Source organism: Streptomyces sp. NPDC002144 (genome assembly GCF_053593695.1).
Window position 1 is genome coordinate 323,303 of sequence record NZ_JBSFDB010000002.1, and the last position, 20,735, is coordinate 344,037.

General features: G+C 71.9%; 21 protein-coding genes. 6 read left to right on the forward strand and 15 right to left on the reverse strand.

Annotated elements, in window-relative coordinates:
• Positions 1-32 precede the first annotated feature (32 nt).
• From ACWCQ1_RS03925 to gap, 9 genes are all read right to left on the reverse strand, one after another.
• Positions 33-1,445, reverse strand: a complete 1,413-nt coding sequence (locus ACWCQ1_RS03925; protein WP_451025769.1) for an NAD(P)(+) transhydrogenase (Re/Si-specific) subunit beta — start codon at positions 1,443-1,445, stop codon at positions 33-35.
• A 5-nt stretch (positions 1,446-1,450) separates the two neighbouring features.
• Positions 1,451-1,777 carry an NAD(P) transhydrogenase subunit alpha gene (locus ACWCQ1_RS03930; protein WP_133045249.1) on the reverse strand — a complete coding sequence of 109 codons (327 nt, stop codon included), beginning with the start codon at positions 1,775-1,777 and terminating at the stop codon, positions 1,451-1,453.
• Entirely contained in the window at positions 1,774-2,880 is a 1,107-nt protein-coding gene (locus ACWCQ1_RS03935) for an NAD(P) transhydrogenase subunit alpha (RefSeq protein WP_451025770.1), read from the reverse strand. The genes ACWCQ1_RS03930 and ACWCQ1_RS03935 overlap by 4 nt, the downstream gene beginning before the upstream one ends.
• A 42-nt stretch (positions 2,881-2,922) precedes the next feature.
• Complete coding sequence (locus ACWCQ1_RS03940) at positions 2,923-3,936, reverse strand: zinc-dependent alcohol dehydrogenase (RefSeq protein WP_358605758.1); 1,014 nt, start codon at positions 3,934-3,936, stop codon at positions 2,923-2,925.
• A 10-nt stretch (positions 3,937-3,946) separates the two neighbouring features.
• Complete coding sequence (locus ACWCQ1_RS03945) at positions 3,947-4,312, reverse strand: DUF779 domain-containing protein (protein WP_451025771.1); 366 nt, start codon at positions 4,310-4,312, stop codon at positions 3,947-3,949.
• Positions 4,313-4,328: 16 nt separating this feature from the next.
• Positions 4,329-5,849: an aldehyde dehydrogenase family protein gene (locus ACWCQ1_RS03950; protein WP_133045245.1), complete on the reverse strand. Its 1,521-nt coding sequence runs from the start codon at positions 5,847-5,849 to the stop codon at positions 4,329-4,331.
• Positions 5,850-5,900: 51 nt separating this feature from the next.
• On the reverse strand, positions 5,901-7,214 hold the full coding sequence (locus ACWCQ1_RS03955; protein WP_358605762.1) for a GAF domain-containing protein: 1,314 nt from the start codon (positions 7,212-7,214) through the stop codon (positions 5,901-5,903).
• A gap of 214 nt (positions 7,215-7,428) precedes the next feature.
• Positions 7,429-9,153: a GAF domain-containing protein gene (locus ACWCQ1_RS03960; protein WP_451025772.1), complete on the reverse strand. Its 1,725-nt coding sequence runs from the start codon at positions 9,151-9,153 to the stop codon at positions 7,429-7,431.
• A 127-nt stretch (positions 9,154-9,280) separates the two neighbouring features.
• Positions 9,281-10,309 carry a type I glyceraldehyde-3-phosphate dehydrogenase gene (gene gap / locus ACWCQ1_RS03965; RefSeq protein WP_133045242.1) on the reverse strand — a complete coding sequence of 343 codons (1,029 nt, stop codon included), beginning with the start codon at positions 10,307-10,309 and terminating at the stop codon, positions 9,281-9,283.
• A 201-nt stretch (positions 10,310-10,510) separates the two neighbouring features.
• On the opposite strand from gap, the gene ACWCQ1_RS03970 reads away from it, so the two are divergent.
• Positions 10,511-10,786 (forward strand): hypothetical protein, encoded by a 276-nt coding sequence (locus ACWCQ1_RS03970; RefSeq protein ID WP_451025773.1) that lies wholly within the window; start codon positions 10,511-10,513, stop codon positions 10,784-10,786.
• Between the two features lie 30 nt (positions 10,787-10,816).
• Here ACWCQ1_RS03970 and ACWCQ1_RS03975 read toward each other — a convergent pair whose 3' ends face one another.
• Complete coding sequence (locus ACWCQ1_RS03975; RefSeq protein ID WP_358605771.1) at positions 10,817-11,512, reverse strand: response regulator transcription factor; 696 nt, start codon at positions 11,510-11,512, stop codon at positions 10,817-10,819.
• 253 nt (positions 11,513-11,765) lie between these two features.
• On the opposite strand from ACWCQ1_RS03975, the gene ACWCQ1_RS03980 reads away from it, so the two are divergent.
• The 5 genes from ACWCQ1_RS03980 to ACWCQ1_RS04000 all read left to right on the forward strand — a co-directional run bounded on the left by ACWCQ1_RS03980 (position 11,766) and on the right by ACWCQ1_RS04000 (position 14,877).
• Positions 11,766-12,209 (forward strand): hypothetical protein, encoded by a 444-nt coding sequence (locus ACWCQ1_RS03980; RefSeq protein WP_358605774.1) that lies wholly within the window; start codon positions 11,766-11,768, stop codon positions 12,207-12,209.
• Between the two features lie 92 nt (positions 12,210-12,301).
• Complete coding sequence (locus ACWCQ1_RS03985; protein ID WP_451025870.1) at positions 12,302-12,919, forward strand: CBS domain-containing protein; 618 nt, start codon at positions 12,302-12,304, stop codon at positions 12,917-12,919.
• A 98-nt stretch (positions 12,920-13,017) separates the two neighbouring features.
• Entirely contained in the window at positions 13,018-13,464 is a 447-nt protein-coding gene (locus ACWCQ1_RS03990) for a pyridoxamine 5'-phosphate oxidase family protein (protein ID WP_358605780.1), read from the forward strand.
• A gap of 45 nt (positions 13,465-13,509) precedes the next feature.
• A complete protein-coding gene (locus ACWCQ1_RS03995) occupies positions 13,510-14,103 on the forward strand; it encodes a TetR/AcrR family transcriptional regulator (RefSeq protein WP_358605783.1) in 594 nt (197 codons plus the stop codon).
• 87 nt (positions 14,104-14,190) lie between these two features.
• Positions 14,191-14,877, forward strand: a complete 687-nt coding sequence (locus ACWCQ1_RS04000; protein ID WP_133045236.1) for a type 1 glutamine amidotransferase domain-containing protein — start codon at positions 14,191-14,193, stop codon at positions 14,875-14,877.
• A gap of 116 nt (positions 14,878-14,993) precedes the next feature.
• Here ACWCQ1_RS04000 and ACWCQ1_RS04005 read toward each other — a convergent pair whose 3' ends face one another.
• The 5 genes from ACWCQ1_RS04005 to ACWCQ1_RS04025 form a co-directional block, all read right to left on the reverse strand.
• Positions 14,994-17,378 (reverse strand): phosphoketolase family protein, encoded by a 2,385-nt coding sequence (locus ACWCQ1_RS04005; RefSeq protein WP_451025774.1) that lies wholly within the window; start codon positions 17,376-17,378, stop codon positions 14,994-14,996.
• A 123-nt stretch (positions 17,379-17,501) separates the two neighbouring features.
• Complete coding sequence (locus tag ACWCQ1_RS04010; RefSeq protein ID WP_207929834.1) at positions 17,502-18,314, reverse strand: universal stress protein; 813 nt, start codon at positions 18,312-18,314, stop codon at positions 17,502-17,504.
• A 192-nt stretch (positions 18,315-18,506) separates the two neighbouring features.
• Positions 18,507-19,091 carry an Rv1733c family protein gene (locus tag ACWCQ1_RS04015; RefSeq protein WP_133045234.1) on the reverse strand — a complete coding sequence of 195 codons (585 nt, stop codon included), beginning with the start codon at positions 19,089-19,091 and terminating at the stop codon, positions 18,507-18,509.
• Between the two features lie 110 nt (positions 19,092-19,201).
• Positions 19,202-20,008, reverse strand: coding sequence for a universal stress protein (locus tag ACWCQ1_RS04020; RefSeq protein WP_451025775.1), 807 nt, complete (start codon positions 20,006-20,008; stop codon positions 19,202-19,204).
• A gap of 210 nt (positions 20,009-20,218) precedes the next feature.
• Positions 20,219-20,641 (reverse strand): Hsp20/alpha crystallin family protein, encoded by a 423-nt coding sequence (locus ACWCQ1_RS04025; protein WP_451025776.1) that lies wholly within the window; start codon positions 20,639-20,641, stop codon positions 20,219-20,221.
• Positions 20,642-20,735 lie beyond the last annotated feature (94 nt).

Consider the following 20,735-nt stretch of genomic DNA (forward strand, 5'->3'; position numbering starts at 1 on the left):
AGCCTGGCGGGGGACCACTCACCTATCAGATGTCAGCTGACGAACTCCCCCACGGCCGCCTTCAGTTCGGCCAGTCCCTTCTTCGCGTCGGTGAAGAACATGCCGGTCTTGGGTTCGGTGTAGAGCTCGTTGTCGATGCCCGCGTAGCCGTGGCCCATGGAGCGCTTGATGACGACCACGCTCTTGGCCTTGTCGACGTCCAGGATCGGCATGCCCGAGATCGCGTTGCCGGGGCGGCGGGCGATCGGGTTGGTGACGTCGTTGGCGCCGATCACGAGGGCGACGTCGGCCTGGGGGAACTCGGGGTTGACGTCGTCCATCTCCTTCAGCTGGGTGTAGGGCACGTTGGCCTCGGCCAGCAGCACGTTCATGTGCCCGGGCATCCGGCCCGCGACCGGGTGGACGGCGTAGCTGACGTCGATGCCGTGGTCGGCCAGCAGCTTGGCCAGGTCGCCGAGTTCGTGCTGGGCCTGGGCGGCGGCGAGGCCGTAGCCGGGGACGAAGATGACCTTGCCGGCGTAGGCCAGCTGGATCGCCACGTCGTCCGCGGAGACGGACCGCACCTGGGCCGCCCCGCCCGCCGTCACCGCCGGGGCGCTGTCGCCGGTGCCGAAGCCGCCGACGACGATGTTGGCGATGGAGCGGTTCATGGCGTCGGCCATCAGCTTGGTCAGGATGCCGCCCGAGGAGCTGACGAGCATGCCCGCGATGATCAGCGCGGTCTCGTTCAGGACGAAGCCGGCCATCGCGACCGCGGATCCGGTGAAGGCGTTCAGCAGGGCGATGACGACCGGCATGTCGGCCCCGCCGATCGGCAGCACCATGGTCACGCCGAACAGCAGCGCCACGGCCACCAGCCCGTACAGGGCGGTGCGGGAGTCCGGTGACAGCACCAGCCAGACCGTGCCGCCCACGAAGGCGGCCGGCAGCAGCACGTTGAGCAGCCGGGCCCCGGGGAACACGACCGGTGCCCCGGAGACGACCCCCTGCAGCTTGCCGGCCGCGATCAGCGAGCCGGAGAAGGTGACCGCGCCGATGACGATGTCCAGGGCGCCCGGGAGGGAGACACGTGCGCCGAGCCCGGCCGGGTTCTCGGCCTGGAGCAGGTCGTTGACGGCGATCAGCGCGGCCGCCCCACCGCCGACCGCGTTGAAGAGGCTGACCAGTTGGGGCATGGCGGTCATCTTGACCTCGCGGGCCGCGTACAGCCCGAGGGCCGCGCCGACCAGGCCGCCGGAGGCCAGGACGAGCCAGCCGGTGGTGGTGATGGTGCTCTGGTGGATCACCAGCCACACGGTGGCGGCGATCGCGACGGCCATCGCGCTCGCGGAGACGGTGTTGCCCCGGCGGGCGGTACGCGGGTGGTTCATCAGGTGCAGGCCGAGCACGAAGCAGGCGGCCGTGGCCAGGAAGACGTAGTGGACGGCGTTGGAGACGGTGTCCATGACGGTCACACCTCCGCCTTCTCGTTCCCGGCCGTCTTCTCGGCGGCGGGCTTGGCCTTGAACATCTCCAGCATCCGGTCGGTGACGACGTAACCGCCGACGACGTTCATCGCGCCGAACACCATCGCCACGAAGGCCAGGACGTAGCCGAGCCAGGTGTGCGACTCGGCGGCGATCAGCATGGCGCCGATGACGACGATGCCGTGCACCGCGTTGGAGCCGGACATCAGCGGGGTGTGCAGGGTCGCGGGCACCTTGCTGATGACCTCGACGCCGACGAGGACGCTGAGCACGAACACGGTGATCGCGGTGAGCAGATCGAGGTCGTTCATGACTGGCCGCCTCCCATCAGGGCGCCGGTGATCTCGTCCGCCGGGTCGAGGACGAGTTCGCCGTCCCGCACCAGGTGGCGCAGGAGGGCGACGAGGTTGCGGGCGTAGGCGGTGGACGCGGCGGTGGCCATCGCGGACGGCAGCCGTCCGGCACCGATGACGGTGACACCGTTGTCCAGGACCTGCGTCTTGTCGGGCTCGGAGCCCTCGACGTTGCCGCCGAGGTCGCTCGCCCCGAGGTCGACGACGACCGCGCCGGACTGCATCCGTTCCAGGACGGCCGCGCTCACCAGCAGCGGCGGCCTGCGGCCCGGTACCTGGGCGGTGGTGATGACGACGTCGGAGCGGGCGATGTGCGCGTCCAGCGCCGCACGCTGGGCCCCTTGCTCCTCCGGCGTCAGCTCCCTTGCGTAGCCGCCCTGTCCGGCGTCTCCTTGCGGGCTCTGGACGTCGAGGAAGCGGGCGCCCAGCGACTCCACCTCTCCTCGCGACTCGGGGCGTACGTCGTACGCCGATACGACGGCGCCGAGGCGGCGGGCCGTGGCGATGGCCTGCAGTCCGGCCACGCCGGCGCCGAGGACGAGGACCTGCGCCGGGCGCATGGTGCCCGCGGCGGTGGTCAGCATCGGGAAGAAACGGTCGTAGGAGTCGGCGGCGAGCAGGGCCGCCTTGTAGCCGGCGACGTTCGCCTGGGAGGTCAGCGCGTCCATGGACTGGGCGCGGCTGAGGGTGCGCGGCAGCAGATCGAGGCTGACCGTGTGCACCCCGCGCCGGTACAGGTCCTGCACCAGGGCGGGCTGCCGCAGCGGCTCCAGCAGGCCGATCAGGGTCTGTCCGGCACGCAGGGCGCGCGCGGTCTCCTGGTCGGGCGGCCCGACGCACAGCACGACGTCTGCGCGCAGGTACAGCTCGTCCGGCGGTACGACGGTCGCGCCGGCGTCGGTGTAGTCGGCGTCGGCGAACCAGGCGCCGGAGCCGGCACCGGTCTCGACCAGGACGTCGATCCCGGCGCGGTGCAGAAGGGTGACGGCCTCGGGGACGAGGGCCACCCGGCGTTCGCCGGGTGCCCGCTCCCGTAGGGCAGCCACAGTGACGTTTGCCATGATCCGCTGCCTCTCTACCGAGGTCCGGGGGTCGCCCGGGCCTCAGAACTCGAAGACGAGACGCGCCTCGGCTCGTCCGCCGAGTACCTCGTCGAAGGAGTCGTTCACCTGGTCGAGGCGCCGTGGCTCGGCGATGACCTGGGTGCGCCCCGCGGCGTGCAGCGCGAACACCTCGGCCAGGTCCTGCCGCGTGCCGACGATCGAGCCGATGACGGAGATCCCGCCGAGGACGGTCTCGAAGATCGGGACGTCGATGGCAGCATTGTCCGCGGGCAGCGCGACCATGACCAGCCGTCCGCCGCGGTTGAGCGAGCGGAAGGCCTGCTCGAACGCCTTGGGCGCGGCGGCCAGCACGACGGCCACGTCCGCGCCGCCGGCCTTCCTGATCTCCTCGACCGGGTCGTGGGTGCGCGCGTTGACGAGCTGGTCGGCGCCCAGTCGGTGGGCCAGGCCCAGCTTGTCGGGTTCGAGGTCGACCGCGGTGACCAGGCCGCCGACCAGGCGCGCGTACTGCAGCGCCAGGTGGCCGAGGCCGCCGATGCCGAACACGGCGACCCGCTCGGCGGGCACCACGTGCGCGACCTTGATCGCCTTGTACGTGGTGACGCCCGCGCAGGTCAGCGGTGCCGCGTCGAAGGAGCTGACGCCCTCGGGCACCTCGACGACCGCACCCGCGTTCGCCACGGCGTACTCGGCGTAGCAACCGTCCACGGAGTAGCCGGAGTTGACCTGGGACTCGCACAGGGTCTCCCAGCCGGAGACGCAGTAGCGGCAGGTGCCGCAGGACGAGCCGAGCCAGGGGACGGCGACCCGCTTGCCGAGCAGGTCGGCCGGGACGCCGGTGCCCAGGGCCTGGACGGAGCCGATGCCCTCGTGGCCGGGGATGAACGGGGGCCGGGGCTTGACGGGCCAGTCGCCGTGGGCGGCGTGGATGTCGGTGTGGCAGAGCCCGGAGGCCCGCATCTTCACGAGCACCTGGCCGGGGCCGGGCTCGGGGATGGGCAGGTCCTGGATCTCCAGGGGCTTGCCGAAGTCGGTGACGACCGCTGCCTTCATGGTGTGCTCCTCAACTGGCTTGCTGTCGGGCCGCCTTGGCCCGGGTTACGAACCGCAGCCCGTCTCCGGCTGCGAGGGAGAAGCCGCCCGGCATGCCCGGTTCGACGTCCAGTACGAAGAAGGGGCGGCCGAGCGCCTCGTACTGGTCGGCGTCCATGTGGAACGTGCAGCCGTCCACCACGCCGACGAGCATGTCGCCCTCTCCCAGGGCGAATTCGCCGCTCGGGAAGCACATCGGGTCGCTTCCGTCGCAGCAGCCGCCGGGCTGGACGAACATCACCGGGCCGCGGCCGGCCCGCAGGGCCGCGATGGCCCTGCGCGCCGCACGTGTCGCGGTGACGCGCCCGACGGTGCCGTACTCGGTCCTCGCGGGCATGACCGCTCACTCCTCCTCAGAACAGCCCGAGCGGCTGGGTGCCGTAGCTGACCAGGAGGTTCTTGGTCTGGCTGTAGTGCTCGAGCATCATCTTGTGCGTCTCACGACCGATGCCGGAGACCTTGTAGCCGCCGAAGGCGGCACCGGCGGGGTACTGGTGGTAGCAGTTCGTCCAGACCCGGCCGGCCTTGATCGCGCGGCCCATGCGGTAGGCGAGGGAGCCGTCGCGGCTCCACACGCCGGCGCCCAGGCCGTACAGCGTGTCGTTGGCGATCTCCAGGGCCTCGGCCTCGTCCTTGAAGGTGGTGACCGCGAGGACGGGTCCGAAGATCTCCTCCTGGAAGACCCGCATCCTGTTGTGGCCCTTGAGGACGGTCGGCTCGAAGAAGAAGCCGTCCTTGAACTCGCCGGCGAGCGCGGGCCGGTGGCCGCCGACGAGCAGCTCGGCGCCCTCCTTCAGGCCGATCTCGACGTACGACGCGATCTTCTCGACCTGCTGGCGGGAAACCTGGGGGCCGATCATGGTCGCGGTGTCGAGCGGGTCGCCCTGCTTGATGGCGCGGATCCGGTCGAGGCAACGGCCCATGAACTCCTCGTAGATGTCCTCCTGGATCAGGGCGCGGGAGGGGCAGGTGCAGACCTCGCCCTTGTTGAACGCGTAGAGCACCAGGCCCTCGACCGCCTTGTTCAGGAAGTCGTCGTCCTTCGCGGCCACGTCGTTGAAGAAGATGTTCGGCGACTTGCCGCCCAGCTCCAGGGTGACCGGGATGATGTTCTGCGCCGCGTACTGCATGATCAGGCGGCCGGTGGTGGTCTCACCGGTGAAGGCGACCTTGGCGATGCGCTTGTTGGCTGCGAGGGCCTTGCCGATCTCGGCGCCGGGTCCGTTGACGACGTTGAGGACGCCGGGCGGCAGCAGGTCGCCGACGACCTCCATCAGCTTCAGGATCGACCACGGTGTGGGCGAGGCCGGCTTGATGACGGAGGCGTTGCCCGCGGCGAGCGCCGGGGCGAGCTTCCACGCGGCCATCAGCAGCGGGAAGTTGAAGGGGATGATCTGCCCGACCACGCCCAGCGGCTCGTGGAAGTGGTAGGCGATGAGGTCCTTGTCGATCTCGGTGATCGAGCTCTCCTCGGCGCGGATCGCGGCCGCGAAGTAGCGGAAGTGGTCGGCGGCGAGGGGGATGTCGGCGGCCAGTGTCTCGCGGACCGGCTTGCCGTTGTCCCAGCTCTCGGCGACGGCGAGTTCCTCACGGTGGGCGTCGATGGCGTCGGCCATCTTGTTGAGGACCGCGGCCCGCTGGGCGGCGCTCGCCTCGCCCCACGCGTCCTTGGCGGCGTGCGCGGCGTCGAGGGCGAGTTCGATGTCCTCGGGGCCGGACTTCGGGATCTCACAGATCGGCTTGGCGGTGGCCGGGCTCGGGTTGGACGTGTACTCGCCGGTGGTGGGCGCCTGCCACTTGCCGCCGATGAAGTTCTCGTAGCGGGGCGCGACGTCCACGGGGCTGCCTGCCCTGCCCGGAGGCTGGTACTTCATGACCGTCCCCTTTCCTCTCCCATCACGACGATCGTGGTGATGCCCAGCACGCTAGGAGCAGCCACGCTGCAACACCGCTGCATGCCTCCTGGCCTGCGGAAAGGAGATGGTGCCCGGGGTCAGTGCGCGGGCGCGTGCGGCGGCTGCCGCGCGCTGCGGCGAGCCGGCCGGCAGCTCCCTGGCCAGCTCCGTCCACGCAGGGCCGTCGTCAGCACCCCAGCTCGCGTCGACCCAGCGACGCAGCAGGCCCGGGTCGCCGCTGCCGAGGACCGCCCCGCGCAGCTGCTGCTCCAGACAGCGGCGGTGCTCGACGACGACCGGAGCCTCGGAACGCGGCAGCGGCGGGCCCGGGTAGCGGGCCAGGGCCTCGCCGACGCGGCCCTGGGCGAGCAGGTCGGAGACGGCCGTCACGTCGGTGAACACCGGCCGCAGCAGGGCGTAGGGCCGGGAGCCGAGCAGGTCGGCGCCGAGCACGGCGCGCAGCCGGGTCAGCTCGGCGCGCAGGGTCGAGGCCGGTATCTCCCGGTCCGACAGGTCCACGGCGAGCCGCTCGCCGGTCACGCCCCCTCCGGCCAGGGCGAGCGCCAGCACGATCTCGCTGTGCCGTGGGCTGAGTCGGCGGACGTGCTCCGCGCACTCCAGCAGGGCCTCGTCGCGGCCCAATACCCACAGGTGGGCGGCCTCGAGCCGGGGTTTCGCACTCCGGAGCGCCTGGCCGTCGGGGCCGAGCAGGGGCGGGGCGGGCATCCGGGCCAGCTGTCCCTCCGCCGCCAGCGCGGCGGCCCGTACGGCGGCCAGGGCGGGCGGCGTGGCGATGGTGCCGCCGCCCGAGAGGTCGACGACGCCGAGCACGCGTCCGGTAGAGGGGTCGCGGACCGGAGCGGCGGCGCAGGACCAGGCGTGCACGGCGGCGCTGTAGTGCTCACCCGTCACGATCTGCACCGCACGGCCCAACTGCAGTGCCGTCCCGGGGGCGTTGGTGCCCGCCTGACGCTCCGCCCAGCCGGCTCCGGCCATGAAGTGCATGCGCTCGGCGCGTGCCATGGTGCGGGTGTCGCCCTCGACCCAAAGGAGGGTTCCGTCGGCGTCCCCGACGGCGAAGACATGCCCGTCGTCAGCGGCTCCGGCCCCCAGCAGCTCGCGGAACAGAGGCATCAGCGGCGCCAGCGGATGGGTTTCGCGGTAGGCGGTCAGTTCGTCGGAGGCCCAGCGCAGGGGAGGCAGGCGGCTGCCGTCGGGCCGTATGCCCTCGCGGGCCGAGCGCCGCCAGGAGTCGGCCACCAGGCTCCGCACACCGCGCTCGGGTTCGGGCGCGGTCGCGTACCGCTCGTGCGCGGTGCGCGGTGCGGTCGTGACGTGCGACATGGCGCTCCCCTCTGCCGTCCCGCCGGGCCGGTCGCTCCAGCCTCACCCGCGCGTGTCGGTGGGCGCAGAGGCCGAAGGACCCGGGTGGCGAGGCCGGTCGGACCCGGCAGGCGGTCCTGCTTCCAGGGTCGTCGGGGAGACAGGGCGGGGGGATGGGCCGCCCGGTCACAACGGACGGCCACTGGGCCCGTCTCACGGCGGACCGCGCGGGGAGTCAGGCTCCCAGCGGCACCCGCCACACCAGCTCGGCGCCGCCACCCTCGGGACGGTTGAGTTCCAGCCGTCCGCCGAACTGTTCGGCGCGCTCGGCCATGTTCTTCAGCCCGCTGCGACGGCCCTCGTCCGGAATGCCCACGCCGTTGTCCGACACGGTGAGCCGCACCTCGCGCCCGTCGGTCTGCAGGACGACGTCGGCGTGGTCGGCGCCGGAGTGCCGCGCGGTGTTGGTCAGGGCCTCGGAGAGGACGGCGATCAGATGGTCGGCGATCTCCCGCGGTACGTCGGTGTCGACCAGGCCCTCCATCCGGACGCTGGGGGCGAACCCCAGCACGGGCGCGGCCTCGCCGACCACCCGGACGGTGCGGGCGCGCAGTCCGGCCCCGGCGCCGCCCTCACGGGCGCGCAGGCCGAAGATCGTCGACCTGATGATCTTGATGGTCTCGTCCAGGTCGTCCACGGCGCGCACGACGCGTTCCGCTGCCTCCGGGTGCTCGATGAAGCGGCCGGCGCTCTGCAGGGTCATGCCGGTGGCGAACAGCCGCTGGATCGCCAGGTCGTGCAGGTCGCGGGCGATGCGGTCGCGGTCCTGCAGCACCGCGATCTGCTCGGCGTCCCGGCGGTGTTCGGCCAGCTCCATCGCGATGGCGGCCTGGGCGGCGAAGGCCCGCAGGGGCTCGATCTCCGTCTCGGAGAACACCGGTCGGCCGATCTGACGGGCCAGCAGGAGCACACCCCGTGGGCCCTCGGCGCCGGTGCCGATGGGTACGGCCACGGCGGGGCCCAGCCCCTTGAAGCGGGGAGGTTCCAGGGAGATCCGCTCGTCCTGTGACGCATCCTCGCTGGTCACCGGGGCGGCGCCGGAGAAGGCCAGGCCCATCAGGCTCCGGTCCATGGGCAGCACGAGCCCCCGGTGGGCGTCGGCCTCCAGACCGACGGCGATCTCCACGGTGAGGGAGTCGGTGCCCTCCATGGGCAGACCGACCGCCGCCAGGGCCGACCCGGTGATCTCACCGGCCCGCTCGGCGATCAGGCCCAGAACCTCCGGGCCCTCACCGTCCGACATCAGACTGTGGGTGATCTCCGCGTTCGCCCTCAGCCACCGCTCGCGCAGCCGGGTCTCCTCATACAGGCGGGCGTTGTCGATGGCGACACCGGCGGCGACGGCGAGGGTGGACAGCACCGACTCGTCCTCCTCGTCGAACTGCGCCCCGCCCCGCTTCTCGGTGAGGTACAGATTGCCGAAGACCTGGTCGCGCACCCGGATCGGGACGCCCACGAAGGTGTTCATGGGCGGGTGGTGCGGCGGGAAGCCGTACGAGGCCGGATGCTGAGAGATCTTCGACAGGCGCAGGGGCTCCGGATGCTTGATGAGTTCACCGAGGATGCCGTGCCCCTCGGGGTAGGGGCCGATCTGCCTGATCTGCTCGGTGGTGACGCCGACCGTGTGGAAGGCCGACAGCCGCCTGCCGTCGGGGCCGATGACGCCGAGGGCCGCGTATTCGGCGTCCACCAGCGCGGCCGCCGCCTCCACGATGCTGTACAGCGCCTGCTCCAGATCCAGTTCCCGGCCGACCGAGAGCACCGCCTCCAGAAGGCTGTGCACCCGGTCGCGGGTGCCGCGGGCCGCGTCGAGGCGTGCCTGCAGCTCCTCCAGCAGCTCGTCGAGCCTGAGCTGCGGCAGCCGTACACGGGCTTCCCCGGTGTGTTCCGAGCCTGCCACCCGTGGTCCTCCACATTCCCTCGACCGGTCGGCCACATGCCGTCATGTGCCACGGTAACGGTCCAGGGGGAGGTGGGATACGGGACCAGGGCAGGTTGCCCCCGTCACGGCATCCGTCGGCCACGACTCAGGCGCGCGGCAACCGGGCGGCCACGTACTCGGTGAGGTCCAGCAGCCGGTTGGTGTAGCCCCACTCGTTGTCGTACCAGCCGAAGACCTTCACCAGCTCGCCGTGCGCCTGGGTCAGCGGGGCGTCGAGCACGCAGGAAGCGGGGTCGCCCACCACGTCGCGGGAGACGATCGGCGCGTCCGAGACCCGCAGGACGCCCTTGAGCGGTCCGTCGGCGGCCTCCCGGTAGGCGGCGTTGATCTCGTCGGCCGTCACCGGCCGGTCCAGGACGACACTGAGGTCGGTCAGCGAGCCGTCCTCCACCGGCACCCGGACGGCGATGCCGTCCAGCGTCCCGGCCAGCTCGGGCAGGACCAGTCCCACGGCGCGGGCGGCGCCGGTGCTGGTGGGAATGATGTTGACGGCGGCGCTGCGGCCGCGGCGCAGGTCCTTGTGCGGCCCGTCGAGGACCACCTGGTCGTTGGTGTAGCCGTGGATGGTGGTCATCAGGCCCTTGACGATGCCGAAGTGCTCGTCGAGCACCTTGACCATCGGCGCCACGCAGTTGGTGGTGCAGGAGGCGTTGGAGACGACGTGGTCCTCGTCGGGGTCGTAGGTGCCCTCGTTCACGCCCATCACGACGGTGGCGTCGACGTCCTTGCCCGGCACGGACAGCAGGACCTTGCGGGCCCCCGCCTTCAGGTGGAGCCCGGCCTGTTCGCGGGTGCGGAAGCGGCCGGTGGACTCGATCACGACGTCCACGCCGAGGTCTCCCCAGGCCAGGGCGGCGGGGTCGCGCTCGGCTGTCACCGCGACGCGGTGTCCGCCGACCGTGAGGGACTGGTCGTCGTGCTCGACGGTGCGGCCCAGCCGGCCGTACGTCGAGTCGTACGCCAGCAGATGGGCCAGCGCCGCCGGTGAGGTGATGTCGTTGACCGCCACGACCTCGACGGGGGTGCCGGCGGCGCTCTCCGCGCGTTCCAGCACGCACCGCAGGTAGTTGCGTCCGATACGGCCGAATCCGTTGATGCCCACGCGCACGCTCATGCCCGTCGCCCTCCCAGGTCGATGTCTTCGCGGTGTCTCGCTGTCAGCCTCTCGTCCGCGGGGGCGGCGCGGCTTGGGCCGGGCGGGGGCGAGCCGGGGGACGACCGGCCCAACCGGGCGGGGAACAATCCGGGTTCGGCAGACGCTGGCATACATACCCCGTTGGGTATGGGTGCTTCAGCTGCCGAGGAAGTGAGATCGATGACGACGACCGGACCCGACCCCTCGTTCACGGCAGGGGTTCCGCCTCTCGTGACCACGTGCGGCCGTCGGATCGCGGTCCGCCGCCTGACGCTCGCCCCCGCGGACCGGCCCATCACCAGGGTCGCCCTGGACGTCGGCACGGTCACCGGCGGTGAGCCGGGCACCTGGGCGGCGCTGACCGCCGGCGAGGCCCGCCGCCTGGCCGGTCTGCTGCTGGCCCAGGCCGACCTCGCCGACCGCGAGGGCACCGGGCCGAGCCGGACCCACCGGTAGTTCCCGCCGAGGGCCTACGACGCCTGCGTGTCAGTGGTCCTGCTGCCTGATCCGGTCCTGGGCCTGGGTGGCGATCACCGCGGCCTGGATGCGGCGCTCCACGCCGAGTTTGGCCAGCAGCCGAGAGATGTGGTTCTTCACCGTCTTCTCCGCGAGGAACAGGCGCTGGCCGATCTGACGGTTGGTCAGGCCTTCGCCGATGAGGGCGAGGATCTGCCGTTCCCTGTCGGTCAGACCGGGCAGCGCCTCCGGTTCCTCTTCCTCCGGCTGCCGGCCCTGGCGCAGCCGGGCCATGAGGCGTGTCGTGGCACTGGCGTCGAGCAGCGACTGGCCGGAGGCGACGGTGCGCACCGCCGACACCAGGTCCGAGCCCTGGATCTGCTTGAGGACATAGCCGGCCGCACCGGCCATGATCGAGTCCAGCAGCGCCTCCTCGTCGTCGAACGAGGTCAGCATCAGACAGGCCAGCTCCGGCATCCGCGAGCGCAGCTCCCTGCAGACGCTCACCCCGTCGCCGTCCGGCAGACGTACGTCGAGGACGGCGACCTGGGGACGCAGGGCGGGGACGCGCACCAGGGCCTGTTCGGCGGTGGCGGCCTCGCCGACGACGCTGATGTCCGGCTCGTCGTTCAGCAGGTCGTGCACTCCGCGCCGTACCACCTCGTGGTCGTCCAGCAGGAAGACCCGGATCGGTCCGTCGGGGCCGGGCCGCTGGCTGTCCGCCATCAGACGCTCCTCGTCGTGTGTTCCGCGTCGGGGAAGGGTTCCTGTCCGAGATCCAACGCCTTTCGAGGCCGTGGGGCCAGGGCCGGTCGGCCCTGATTGGCCGGTCGCCCGGGCCGACGGCCCCATGCCGGTGCGTCGCGCGGCCGGGCCAGAGAGGGACCGCCGGGCCACGCCCGGGGCCGGGCGGCCCCTGGGGCCGGTGGGGCACCGGCGCCAGGCTGAAGGTCGACAAGCGATCAAAGGAGTGGAGCACATGACTCCCAGGGACACCGGGGCCGGTGACACCGTCACGTCGTTGCGGGTGCGCGCCGAGGGCGACGTGGGCGAGGAGGCCCTCGCCTACGTCCGGGCCAAGGTGCGGGCGGCGCTCGAACGGCCGGGGCTGCCTGCCGCCGACGGCGAGGTGCGGATCTCCCGGGCGGTCGCGCACCACGACGAACGGCCGTGGTCCGCGGGCGGGGAGATCCGGGTGGGAAGCGTCGTGGTGGTCGTGCACGCCCGCGAGGCGAGCGCGCACGAACTCGCCGACCGGATCCAGGACCGTCTGCGGGGCCAGGTGGAACGCCTCACACACCGCGGCGACACGGCCCGCAGGACGGCCGCACCGCCCCCGTGGCGCGGCGGCCCTGGCGCGGGCCGGCAGGGCCAGGGGCATGACCAGAAGCAGGACCAAGAGCAGGACCAAGGGCAGGACTAGAACGACCACGGGCCCCTCGCCGCTCGCGAGGGGCCCCTTCCCACGGGGGCGAGGAGGTGGGTGCCGTGGGACCACGCACCATCGGTGAGGTGATGACCAGTGAGGTCGTCCACGCCCGACGGGCGACACCGTTCAAGGAACTGATCAGGCTGTTGGACCGGCACCGCATCAGCGGGCTGCCGGTCGTCGACCACGACGACAAGGTGATCGGCGTGGTCTCCGGCACCGACCTCGTGCGCGCGCGGACCACCGTACGGGCCGGCACAGCCGGAGAGCTGATGTCGAGTCCGGCGATCACCACCCACCCCGAACAGCCCGTGCCGGACGCCGCCCGGGTGATGGAGCGGCACGGCGTCGACCGGCTGCCCGTGGTGGACGAGGAGGACCGGCTGATCGGCATCGCCACCCGCCGTGACCTGTTGCGGATCTTCCTGCGCCCGGACGACACGATCCGACGTGAGGTGATCGAGGAGGCCGTCGTCGGCACGCTCGGTCTGCCGCCGGACGCGGTCGGCGTGCTCGTCCGGGACGGCATGGTCACCCTCGCGGGACGGGTGGCCGACGGTACCGACATCGGGTCCGCGGTGTGGGCGACCTGGCAGGTGGACGGGGTCGTCGGTGTCGTCAACGCTCTGGGCCTCGGCAACGGCTTCGGCGCGGTCGACGCTGTCGGCGCCGTCGAGGCGAAGGGTCCGGCGGGCACCGTGTGAGGGCCGACCGGCCCTAGCGGCTCGGCGGTGAACTCGGTTCGAATGATCCGATCGGACACATGGCCCACCAGGCCCACCAGGACGTACGGAAACCCGCCATGACCCTTGACCACGCCGAGGCGGCCCCGGCCGGCCCCCGTCAGAGCATCGAGCTCGACAGCGCCGAGGCCATGCGCCTGCTGGGCGGCGTCTCCTTCGGGAGAATCGTCTTCACCCAGCACGCGCTGCCCACGATCCGGCCCGTCAACCACATCCTGGTCGACGGCGACATCGTCATCCGTACGCACGAGGGAGCCGCCCTGACCCGGCACGCCGGGGACCCGGGAGTCGTCGTCGCCTACGAGGCGGACGTCATCGACCCGGCCACGCATCTCGGCTGGAGCGTGGTGGTCACCGGCTACGCCCGTCTGGTCACCGACCCCGACGAGCTGGCCCGCTACCAGTCCCTGCTGCGCCCGTGGGTGAGGCAGACCATGGACTACGCGGTCCGCATCCGCCCCGACCTCGTCACCGGCATCCGCCTGACCGTCGCCGACGCGCCCTGAGCATCAACTAGACGACTGGTCTACTCCGATGCTACGGTGCACCGCATGCCGGTCACCACGCGCACCAAGGACACCCGCCGGGTCATCCTCGACGCCGCCCAGCGGATCATGGCCCACAAGGGCTACTCGGCCGTCGGCATCAATGAGGTGCTCGCGGAGGCCGGCGTGCCGAAGGGCTCCTTCTATCACTACTTCGCCTCGAAGGACGCCTTCGGTGAAGCGATCCTCAAGAGCTATTTCGCGGACTACCTCACGGACATGGACCGCGTCCTCGCCCGCTCCGGCCAGTCGGCGGCCGAACGGCTGATGACCTATTGGCAGCAGTGGCGGGAGACTCAGAGCCTCGACGAGTGCCAGGGCAAGTGCCTGGCAGTGAAACTCGGGGCCGAGGTGGCGGACCTGTCCGAGGCGATGCGTCTGGCGTTGAAGGAAGGAACGAGCGCCGTCGTCGACCGCATCGAGCGGACCATCACCGAAGGCCTGGAGGACGGCTCTTTCTCGGTCGACGGCGAGGCCCACGAGGTCGCACAGGCCCTGTACGACATGTGGCTCGGCGCCAGCGTGATGGCAAAGATCCATCGCAGTCTGGCCCCGCTCGACACCGTCACGGCGGTGACCCGCGGGCTTCTGCACCTGTAGAAGTCCGCACTCCCATGACCGGTCCGGCCGTGGGAGGCCCCTGTCAGTCTCGATAGTAGACTGGTCTACTTAATCAAGGAGCGTGTCATGAAGGTCCTGATCGTTCTCACCTCGCACGACGAGCTGGGCGACACCGGCGTCAAGACCGGGTTCTGGCTGGAGGAGCTGGCGGCGCCCTACTACCGCTTCAAGGAGGCCGGTTGGGACATCACCCTCGCCTCGCCGAAGGGCGGACAGCCGCCGCTGGACCCCAAGAGCAACGAGCCCGGCTTCCAGACCGACGACACCCGGCGCTTCGAGGCCGATACGGAGGCGAGCGCGGCACTGGCGAACACCGTGCGCCTCGACTCCGTCTCGGCCGGCGACTTCGACACCGTCTTCTACCCCGGCGGGCACGGACCGCTGTGGGACCTGGCCGAGGACACCGTCTCCGCCCGTCTGATCGAAACCACCCTCCGCTCCGGCAAGCCCGTGGGACTTGTGTGCCACGCACCCGGCGCGCTGCGGCACACCGTCAACGAGGACGGCACCCCGCTGGTCGCGGGCAAGAAGGTCACCGGATTCGCCAACTCCGAGGAGGCGGCCGTCCAGCTCACCGACGTCGTCCCCTTCCTGGTCGAGGACGAACTCACCAAGCTCGGCGGCCTCTACTCCAAGACCGACGACTGGCAGCCCTATGTCCTGACGGACGGTCTGCTGATCACCGGACAGAACCCGGCCTCCTCGGCCCCCGCGGCCGACGCCCTGATCGAGCTGGTCACCAAGGCCGGCTGATGAGCCCCTACGTGACCGACCGGCCGAGCCGGCTCTCCACGCCGGCTCGGCCCGGACCGGTCACGAGGTGACACCCGTCGTCGGGTACGGGGTCTGCGCGGGCCCCCGCTTCCGGCTCAGCCGTCCCAGGCCCAGTCCGCGACCTCCGGCAGGTCGGTGCCGTGGACGCGGATCCAGTCGTGGTGGCGCAGCCGGGCGTCCTCCATGCGCTGCCGTACCGTCGCGGCGCGCACCGCAAGGCCGGGCACGCGGTCGATGACGTCCATGACCAGGCGGTAGCGGTCGAGGTCGTTGCGGACCACCATGTCGAACGGGGTGGTCGTGGTACCGATCTCCTTGTAGCCGCGCACATGCAGATTGCGGTGGCCGGTGCGGCGGTAGGCGAGCCGGTGGATCAGCCACGGGTAGCCGTGGTAGGCGAAGATCACCGGCTTGTCGGCGGTGAACAGGCCGTCGTACTCGAAGTCGTTCATCCCGTGCGGGTGTTCCTCGGTGGGCAGCAGCCGCGCGATGTCGACGACGTTGACCACGCGCACCGCCAGCTCCGGCAGATGCCGGCGCAGCAACTGCGCGGCGGCCAGCACCTCCTGGGTCGGTACGTCACCGGCGCAGGCGAGCACCACGTCCGGCTCCCGGGTGCCGTTCTCGGTGCCGGGCCAGTCCCAGATCCCGGCGCCGCGCGCGCAGTGGGCGCGGGCCTGCTCCATGCTCAGCCAGTCGAAGCAGGGCTGCTTGCCGGCCACGATCACGTTGACGTAGTCCTTGCTGCGCAGCGCGTGATCCGCCACCGAGAGCAGGGTGTTGGCGTCCGGCGGCAGGTAGACCCGGACGACCTCGGGGCTCTTGTTGAGGATGTGGTCGACGAAGCCGGGGTCCTGGTGGGAGAAGCCGTTGTGGTCCTGGCGCCACACGTGCGAGGTCAGCAGGTAGTTGAGAGAGGCGATGGGGGCGCGCCAGGGCAGTCGGCGGGTGGTGCGCAGCCACTTGATGTGCTGGTTGACCATGGAGTCGACGATGTGCACGAACGCCTCGTAGCAGGAGAACAGCCCGTGCCGGCCGGTCAGCAGATAGCCCTCCAGCCAGCCCTGGCAGGTGTGTTCGGAGAGGATCTCCATCACCCGGCCGTGCCGGTCGAGGTGTTCGTCGACCGGCAGGGTCCCGGCCTGCCAGGCCTTGCCGCTGGCCTCGTAGACGGCCTGGAGCCGGTTGGAGGCGGTCTCGTCCGGGCCGACGAGACGGAAGTCCCGGCGGTCGGCGGTGGATCGCATCACGTCTTCGAGCAACTCGCCCAGCACCCGGGTGGGTTCGTGCAGGCTCGCGCCCGGCTTGTCGACGGATACGGCGTACTTCTCCAGTTCGGGCAGCGGGAGTTCACGCAGCAGCAGTCCGCCGTTGGCGTGCGGGGTGGCCCCGAGGCGGCGGGTGCCGTCGGGGACGCAGGCCAGGACGTCCGGGCGGGGCGCCCCGTACTCGTCGAAGAGTTCCTCCGGGCGGTAGGAGCGCAGCCACTCCTCCAACTGCCTCAGGTGGTCGGGGTTGTCGCGTACGGCGGCCATCGGAACTTGGTGGGCACGCCAGGTGCCCTCCACGGGCAGCCCGTCGACCTCGGCCGGGCCGGTCCAGCCCTTCGGGGTGCGCAGGACGATCATCGGCCAGCGGGGGCGCTCGGTCGCGCCGTCCTCGCGGGCGGCGCGCTGGAAGGCGGCGATGCGGTCCAGCGCGGTGTCCATGGCCTCGGCCATGGCCCGGTGCACGGCGGCCGGGTCGTCACCGGTGACGTGGATCGGGTCGTGGCCGTAGCCGCGCAGCAGTTCGTCGAGTTCCGCCTCGGGGAGGCGGGCGAGCACCGTCGGGTTGGCGATCTTGTAGCCGTTGAGGTGCAGGATCGGCAGGACGGCGCCGTCGTGGACGGGGTCGAGGAACTTGTCGGAGTGCCAGGAGGCGGCCAGCGGGCCGGTCTCCGCCTCGCCGTCACCGATGACGCAGGCGACGACCAGGTCGGGGTTGTCGAGCGCGGCGCCGTAGGCGTGGGACAGCGAGTAGCCGAGCTCGCCGCCCTCATGGATGGAGCCGGGCGTCTCGGGCGCGACATGGCTGGGCACCCCGCCCGGGAACGAGAACTGCTTGAACAGCCGCCCCATGCCCTGGGCGTCCCGCGAGACGTCCGGATAGGTCTCGGAGTACGAGCCCTCCAGCCAGGCGTTGGCCAGTACGGCGGGTCCGCCGTGGCCGGGGCCCCAGATGCACAGGGCGTTCAGGTCGCGGGCCTTGATGATCCGGTTGAGGTGCGTGTGCACCAGGTTCAGGCCCGGGGACGTGCCCCAGTGGCCCAGTAGCCGCGGTTTGACGTGCTCGGGACGCAGCGGCTCGGTGAGCAGCGGATTGGCCATCAGATAGATCTGGCCGACGGACAGGTAGTTCGCGGCGCGCCAGTGGGCGTCCAGCGTCCTCAGCTCGTCGTCGGTGAGCCGAGCGGACGCCTGCTGCGTGTCGACGGACATCAGGGGGTTCCCTTCCGGATCGGATTCGGATCGGAGGTGCTTGCCGGTCCGCACCTCCTCACCCTCTCCCGCCCGCTGGGTACCCAACAGGGCCGAGCGGCCCATCCGGCCTAGGAGATACGGTCATTCGGTGCCCGGGACCAGCACCACCGGGCAGTGCGAGCGGTGCAGCAGGGTGTGCGCCACCGGGCCGAGGTGCCGGTGGCGGCCGATGACGACGACCGCGCACTCACGGGTGGCCGCCAGCAGCGCGTGGGCCGGGCCGGTGCGCACCGACCCCGTGTCGACGGTGACCGCCGGGTGTGCCTGCCGCAGCCGGGCGATACCGAACCGCGACACGGCCTCCTCGGCCCGCTCCTCCTGGGCCTGCCGGCGCTGGCCGGGGCTGGTCGCGGGGATCAGCGAGGGCAGTTCGGGGGTGGTGTGCCGGTGTGCCGGGGTGTGCAGGACGCGCAACCGCACCGCGCGCCGCTCCGCCTCCTCAAAGGCGTGGGCGGCCGCTTCCGCGTCGGCGTCGCTCTCCAGCCCGAGCAGCACCGCCCGGTCGTCGCCGCAGGGGTGGTCGCCGCGGACGATCATCAGCGGCCCGTGTGTGTGCGCGGCCAGCCGCAGGCTGACGGAGCCGAACAGGGTGCCGCCGACCGTGCCGAGACCCCGGGTGCCGACGACGGTGAGGGCCGCGCCGGTGCTCTCCCTGGCCAGGGCGCGGACCGGGTCGTCCTCGGCGGCCTCGGTCTCGAAGGGCAGCTCGGGGTGACGGTCGCGGATCCGTTCGGCGGCCGCGGCGAGGATCGGTGGGGCTTCGTCGCGGTCGGACACGGCGTAGACCACGCGCAGGGGCGCGCCGCGCCGGACCGCCTCCTCGGCGGCCAGGTCGAGCGCTCGTACGGCGATGAGCGAGCCGTCGACTCCGACGGCCACGTGCTGGGCGGTCATGACCCTGCTCCTCCCGTGGGTCCGGTCTGACGGTGTCATCGTGGGCCCGGGTGCCGGGGGCGGTCAGGGGCCATCGGTCCCGCCCGTACGGAAAGCGACCCCGTTCCGGACACGACCCCGTACCGGAAGCGACCCCGTACCGAATGGCGATAGCGGAAACCGACCGCGCATCGGGAAGCGACCCCGTGACGTTCAGCCGGTGGTGTGTCCCCACTGGCGGCCGACGCGCTCCCACTCGGCGCCCCACCGCTCGGTGGCGCGCCGCTGCACCCGCAGCCGTACCAGGCCACCGGCTCCCAGCGCCGTCAGCCCGGCGCTCAGGGCGGCTCCGGTGCCGGCCAGGACCACGCGGGTCGTCGCCTCGGCGGAGTTCATGGGCGCGGCCACCAGCCGGCCCCGGCCGTCCGTCCACACGGTCAGCGCGCTGCCCGGTTTCACGGTCGTCTTCACGTCCGTCACACCCGTGTGCGTGACTCCCTTCGCGTCGGTCCAGCGGACCGTGGCCCGGACCCGGTCGTACTTGAAGCCGGTGACCAGGTCCCGGCCGCCGGGCACCGCCTTCACCAGCACGGCGGACACGGGCAGACGTCCCGCCCGGTCGTGCGCCACCGCTCTATGCGCGATCTGCGAGCCGATCACCCCCGCGACGACCGCCCCCACGATCGCGACCGTCCAGGCGACCAGCACGATCCACGCCTCGACCACGTCACTCGGCCGACGCAGGGGGTTGCGGCGCCAGCGCCATCCCAGGACCTTCCCCCGGCGGAGCTTCCGCATCGGTCACACCCCCTTACGGGCGCAATGGGACGGACCCTCCTAAAGGGACCCACCTAAACGGTCTCACTCCATCGCGGCGGAGGGGAGGGTCGAGCGGTCCCTCGCGTCGGTCACCGGTCGGCCGCGGGCACCAGGGCGACAGGGCAGTGCGCGTCGCGCAGGATGGAGCGGCCTTCGGATCCGGGCAGCACGGCCGTCGTACCGCCGCGCGGCACGCCGACCACGACGAGCTGCGCGTCGACGCTCGCCTCGACCAGGGCACGGTGATGACGGCCGCGGACCGCAGGGGTGCGCACGGTGACGTTCGGATACTTCTCGCGCAGTGCGGACAGCGCGTCGGCCGTCGTACGACCATTGCGCCTCGCGCGCAGCACCACCAGGTCGGCGCCGCGCTCGGAGGCCTCGGCGAAGGCGAACCCGGCGGCTTCCCGGGCCCTGGGCGACTCGTCCGCCGCCAGGACGACGGGACCGGTCCGCGTGTGCCTGCCGCGGACGACCAGCACCGGGCAGCCGGCCCGGGCGGTCAGGCGGCCGGCGACCGAGCCGTGCAGACGGCCGCGCGCTCCGTCGATCCGGTGGATGCCCACGACGGTGAGGCAGGCGGCGCGCGACTCGGACCCCAGAACAGTCTCCGGCGCGCCGACCTGGACCTCGCGCGTGATCACGAGGTGGGGCGCGACCCGGCGGGCCCGGTCCTCGGCGTCCGAGAAGGCCTGGTTGACCCGGTCCCGGGTGCCGGCACCGTCCGGGTCCCAGGGCGCCACACCGGCCGGCACGTCCGGCGAGACCCACGTCAGCGCGTGCGCGAGCCGAAGCGCCGCACCGCGCCGGTCGGCCTCCCACGCCGCGGCCTCCACGGCGGCCAGACCAGCCGCCGTACCGTCCACTCCCACCACGACCGGACCGCAACCGTTCATGACACCCCTCCCTCATCCGGATCCGCACTACGCCCTCCAGCGTCGACCGCCGGCCCACACCCCGCACGGGGCCGACCAGCCCCGCCAACGCCCCCGACCGGCCCCCGTACGGCCCGGCCGGTCCCGTTGCCCGTCGGCCGGCGGACAGACGTGTGCGCGGTCGGCGTACCGACCGCGCACTTCTTGGTCAGGCCGTGTACGGCGTCGTACTCAGACCTGCCGCACGGGGATGGTCTTCGTGCCCGTCTTGATCTCGGGCACCGGGATCGTGACGGTCAGGACACCGTCCCTGTACTCGGCGGTGGCCTCGTCACCCGCTGCCCCGGCCGGCAGGCGGACGGAGCGGGCGAAGGTGCCGTAGCGGAACTCCGTGCGGTGCTTCTGTGTCGTCTCCTCACTGCGCTCGGCCCGCAGGGTCAGAACGCCTTCCGTGACGGTGATCTCGACGTCCTTGGCGGGGTCGATGCCCGGGAGTTCGGCCCGCAGCACGTACTTCTCGTCCGCCAGGTGCTCCTCGATCCGGATGCCGTGCAGACCGGGGACCGTGTGCGCCCCCGGGAAGCCGGACTCGACCCATCCGAACAGGTCGGGGAACGCCGGCCAGCCCGGCAGCCGCTCGATCATGCCAGTCATGTCTCCCTCCTCCTCTTCTTCTTCGCCGCTTTCAGCGTCCCGCCGGGCGCCGGGGCGCGCGTGGGCCGACCGAGCCCGACATGCGCCCGGTCGG

Excerpts from the sequence above, each read along its gene's own strand:
- gap (WP_133045242.1), bottom strand. The coding sequence starts at position 10,309 with ATGAGCGTGCGCGTGGGCATCAACGGATTCGGCCGTATCGGACGCAAC.
- ACWCQ1_RS04015 (WP_133045234.1), bottom strand. The coding sequence starts at position 19,091 with ATGCGGAAGCTCCGCCGGGGGAAGGTCCTGGGATGGCGCTGGCGCCGC.
- ACWCQ1_RS03945 (WP_451025771.1), bottom strand. The coding sequence starts at position 4,312 with ATGCCCGCGAGGACCGAGTACGGCACCGTCGGGCGCGTCACCGCGACA.
- ACWCQ1_RS03950 (WP_133045245.1), bottom strand. The coding sequence starts at position 5,849 with ATGAAGTACCAGCCTCCGGGCAGGGCAGGCAGCCCCGTGGACGTCGCG.
- ACWCQ1_RS03930 (WP_133045249.1), bottom strand. The coding sequence starts at position 1,777 with ATGAACGACCTCGATCTGCTCACCGCGATCACCGTGTTCGTGCTCAGC.
- ACWCQ1_RS04025 (WP_451025776.1), bottom strand. The coding sequence starts at position 20,641 with ATGACTGGCATGATCGAGCGGCTGCCGGGCTGGCCGGCGTTCCCCGAC.
- ACWCQ1_RS03985 (WP_451025870.1), top strand. The coding sequence starts at position 12,302 with ATGACCAGTGAGGTCGTCCACGCCCGACGGGCGACACCGTTCAAGGAA.
- ACWCQ1_RS03980 (WP_358605774.1), top strand. The coding sequence starts at position 11,766 with ATGACTCCCAGGGACACCGGGGCCGGTGACACCGTCACGTCGTTGCGG.
- ACWCQ1_RS04020 (WP_451025775.1), bottom strand. The coding sequence starts at position 20,008 with ATGAACGGTTGCGGTCCGGTCGTGGTGGGAGTGGACGGTACGGCGGCT.
- ACWCQ1_RS03970 (WP_451025773.1), top strand. The coding sequence starts at position 10,511 with ATGACGACGACCGGACCCGACCCCTCGTTCACGGCAGGGGTTCCGCCT.
- ACWCQ1_RS03995 (WP_358605783.1), top strand. The coding sequence starts at position 13,510 with ATGCCGGTCACCACGCGCACCAAGGACACCCGCCGGGTCATCCTCGAC.
- ACWCQ1_RS04005 (WP_451025774.1), bottom strand. The coding sequence starts at position 17,378 with ATGTCCGTCGACACGCAGCAGGCGTCCGCTCGGCTCACCGACGACGAG.
- ACWCQ1_RS03990 (WP_358605780.1), top strand. The coding sequence starts at position 13,018 with ATGACCCTTGACCACGCCGAGGCGGCCCCGGCCGGCCCCCGTCAGAGC.
- ACWCQ1_RS03955 (WP_358605762.1), bottom strand. The coding sequence starts at position 7,214 with ATGTCGCACGTCACGACCGCACCGCGCACCGCGCACGAGCGGTACGCG.
- ACWCQ1_RS04010 (WP_207929834.1), bottom strand. The coding sequence starts at position 18,314 with ATGACCGCCCAGCACGTGGCCGTCGGAGTCGACGGCTCGCTCATCGCC.
- ACWCQ1_RS03935 (WP_451025770.1), bottom strand. The coding sequence starts at position 2,880 with ATGGCAAACGTCACTGTGGCTGCCCTACGGGAGCGGGCACCCGGCGAA.
- ACWCQ1_RS03925 (WP_451025769.1), bottom strand. The coding sequence starts at position 1,445 with ATGGACACCGTCTCCAACGCCGTCCACTACGTCTTCCTGGCCACGGCC.
- ACWCQ1_RS03940 (WP_358605758.1), bottom strand. The coding sequence starts at position 3,936 with ATGAAGGCAGCGGTCGTCACCGACTTCGGCAAGCCCCTGGAGATCCAG.
- ACWCQ1_RS03975 (WP_358605771.1), bottom strand. The coding sequence starts at position 11,512 with ATGGCGGACAGCCAGCGGCCCGGCCCCGACGGACCGATCCGGGTCTTC.
- ACWCQ1_RS04000 (WP_133045236.1), top strand. The coding sequence starts at position 14,191 with ATGAAGGTCCTGATCGTTCTCACCTCGCACGACGAGCTGGGCGACACC.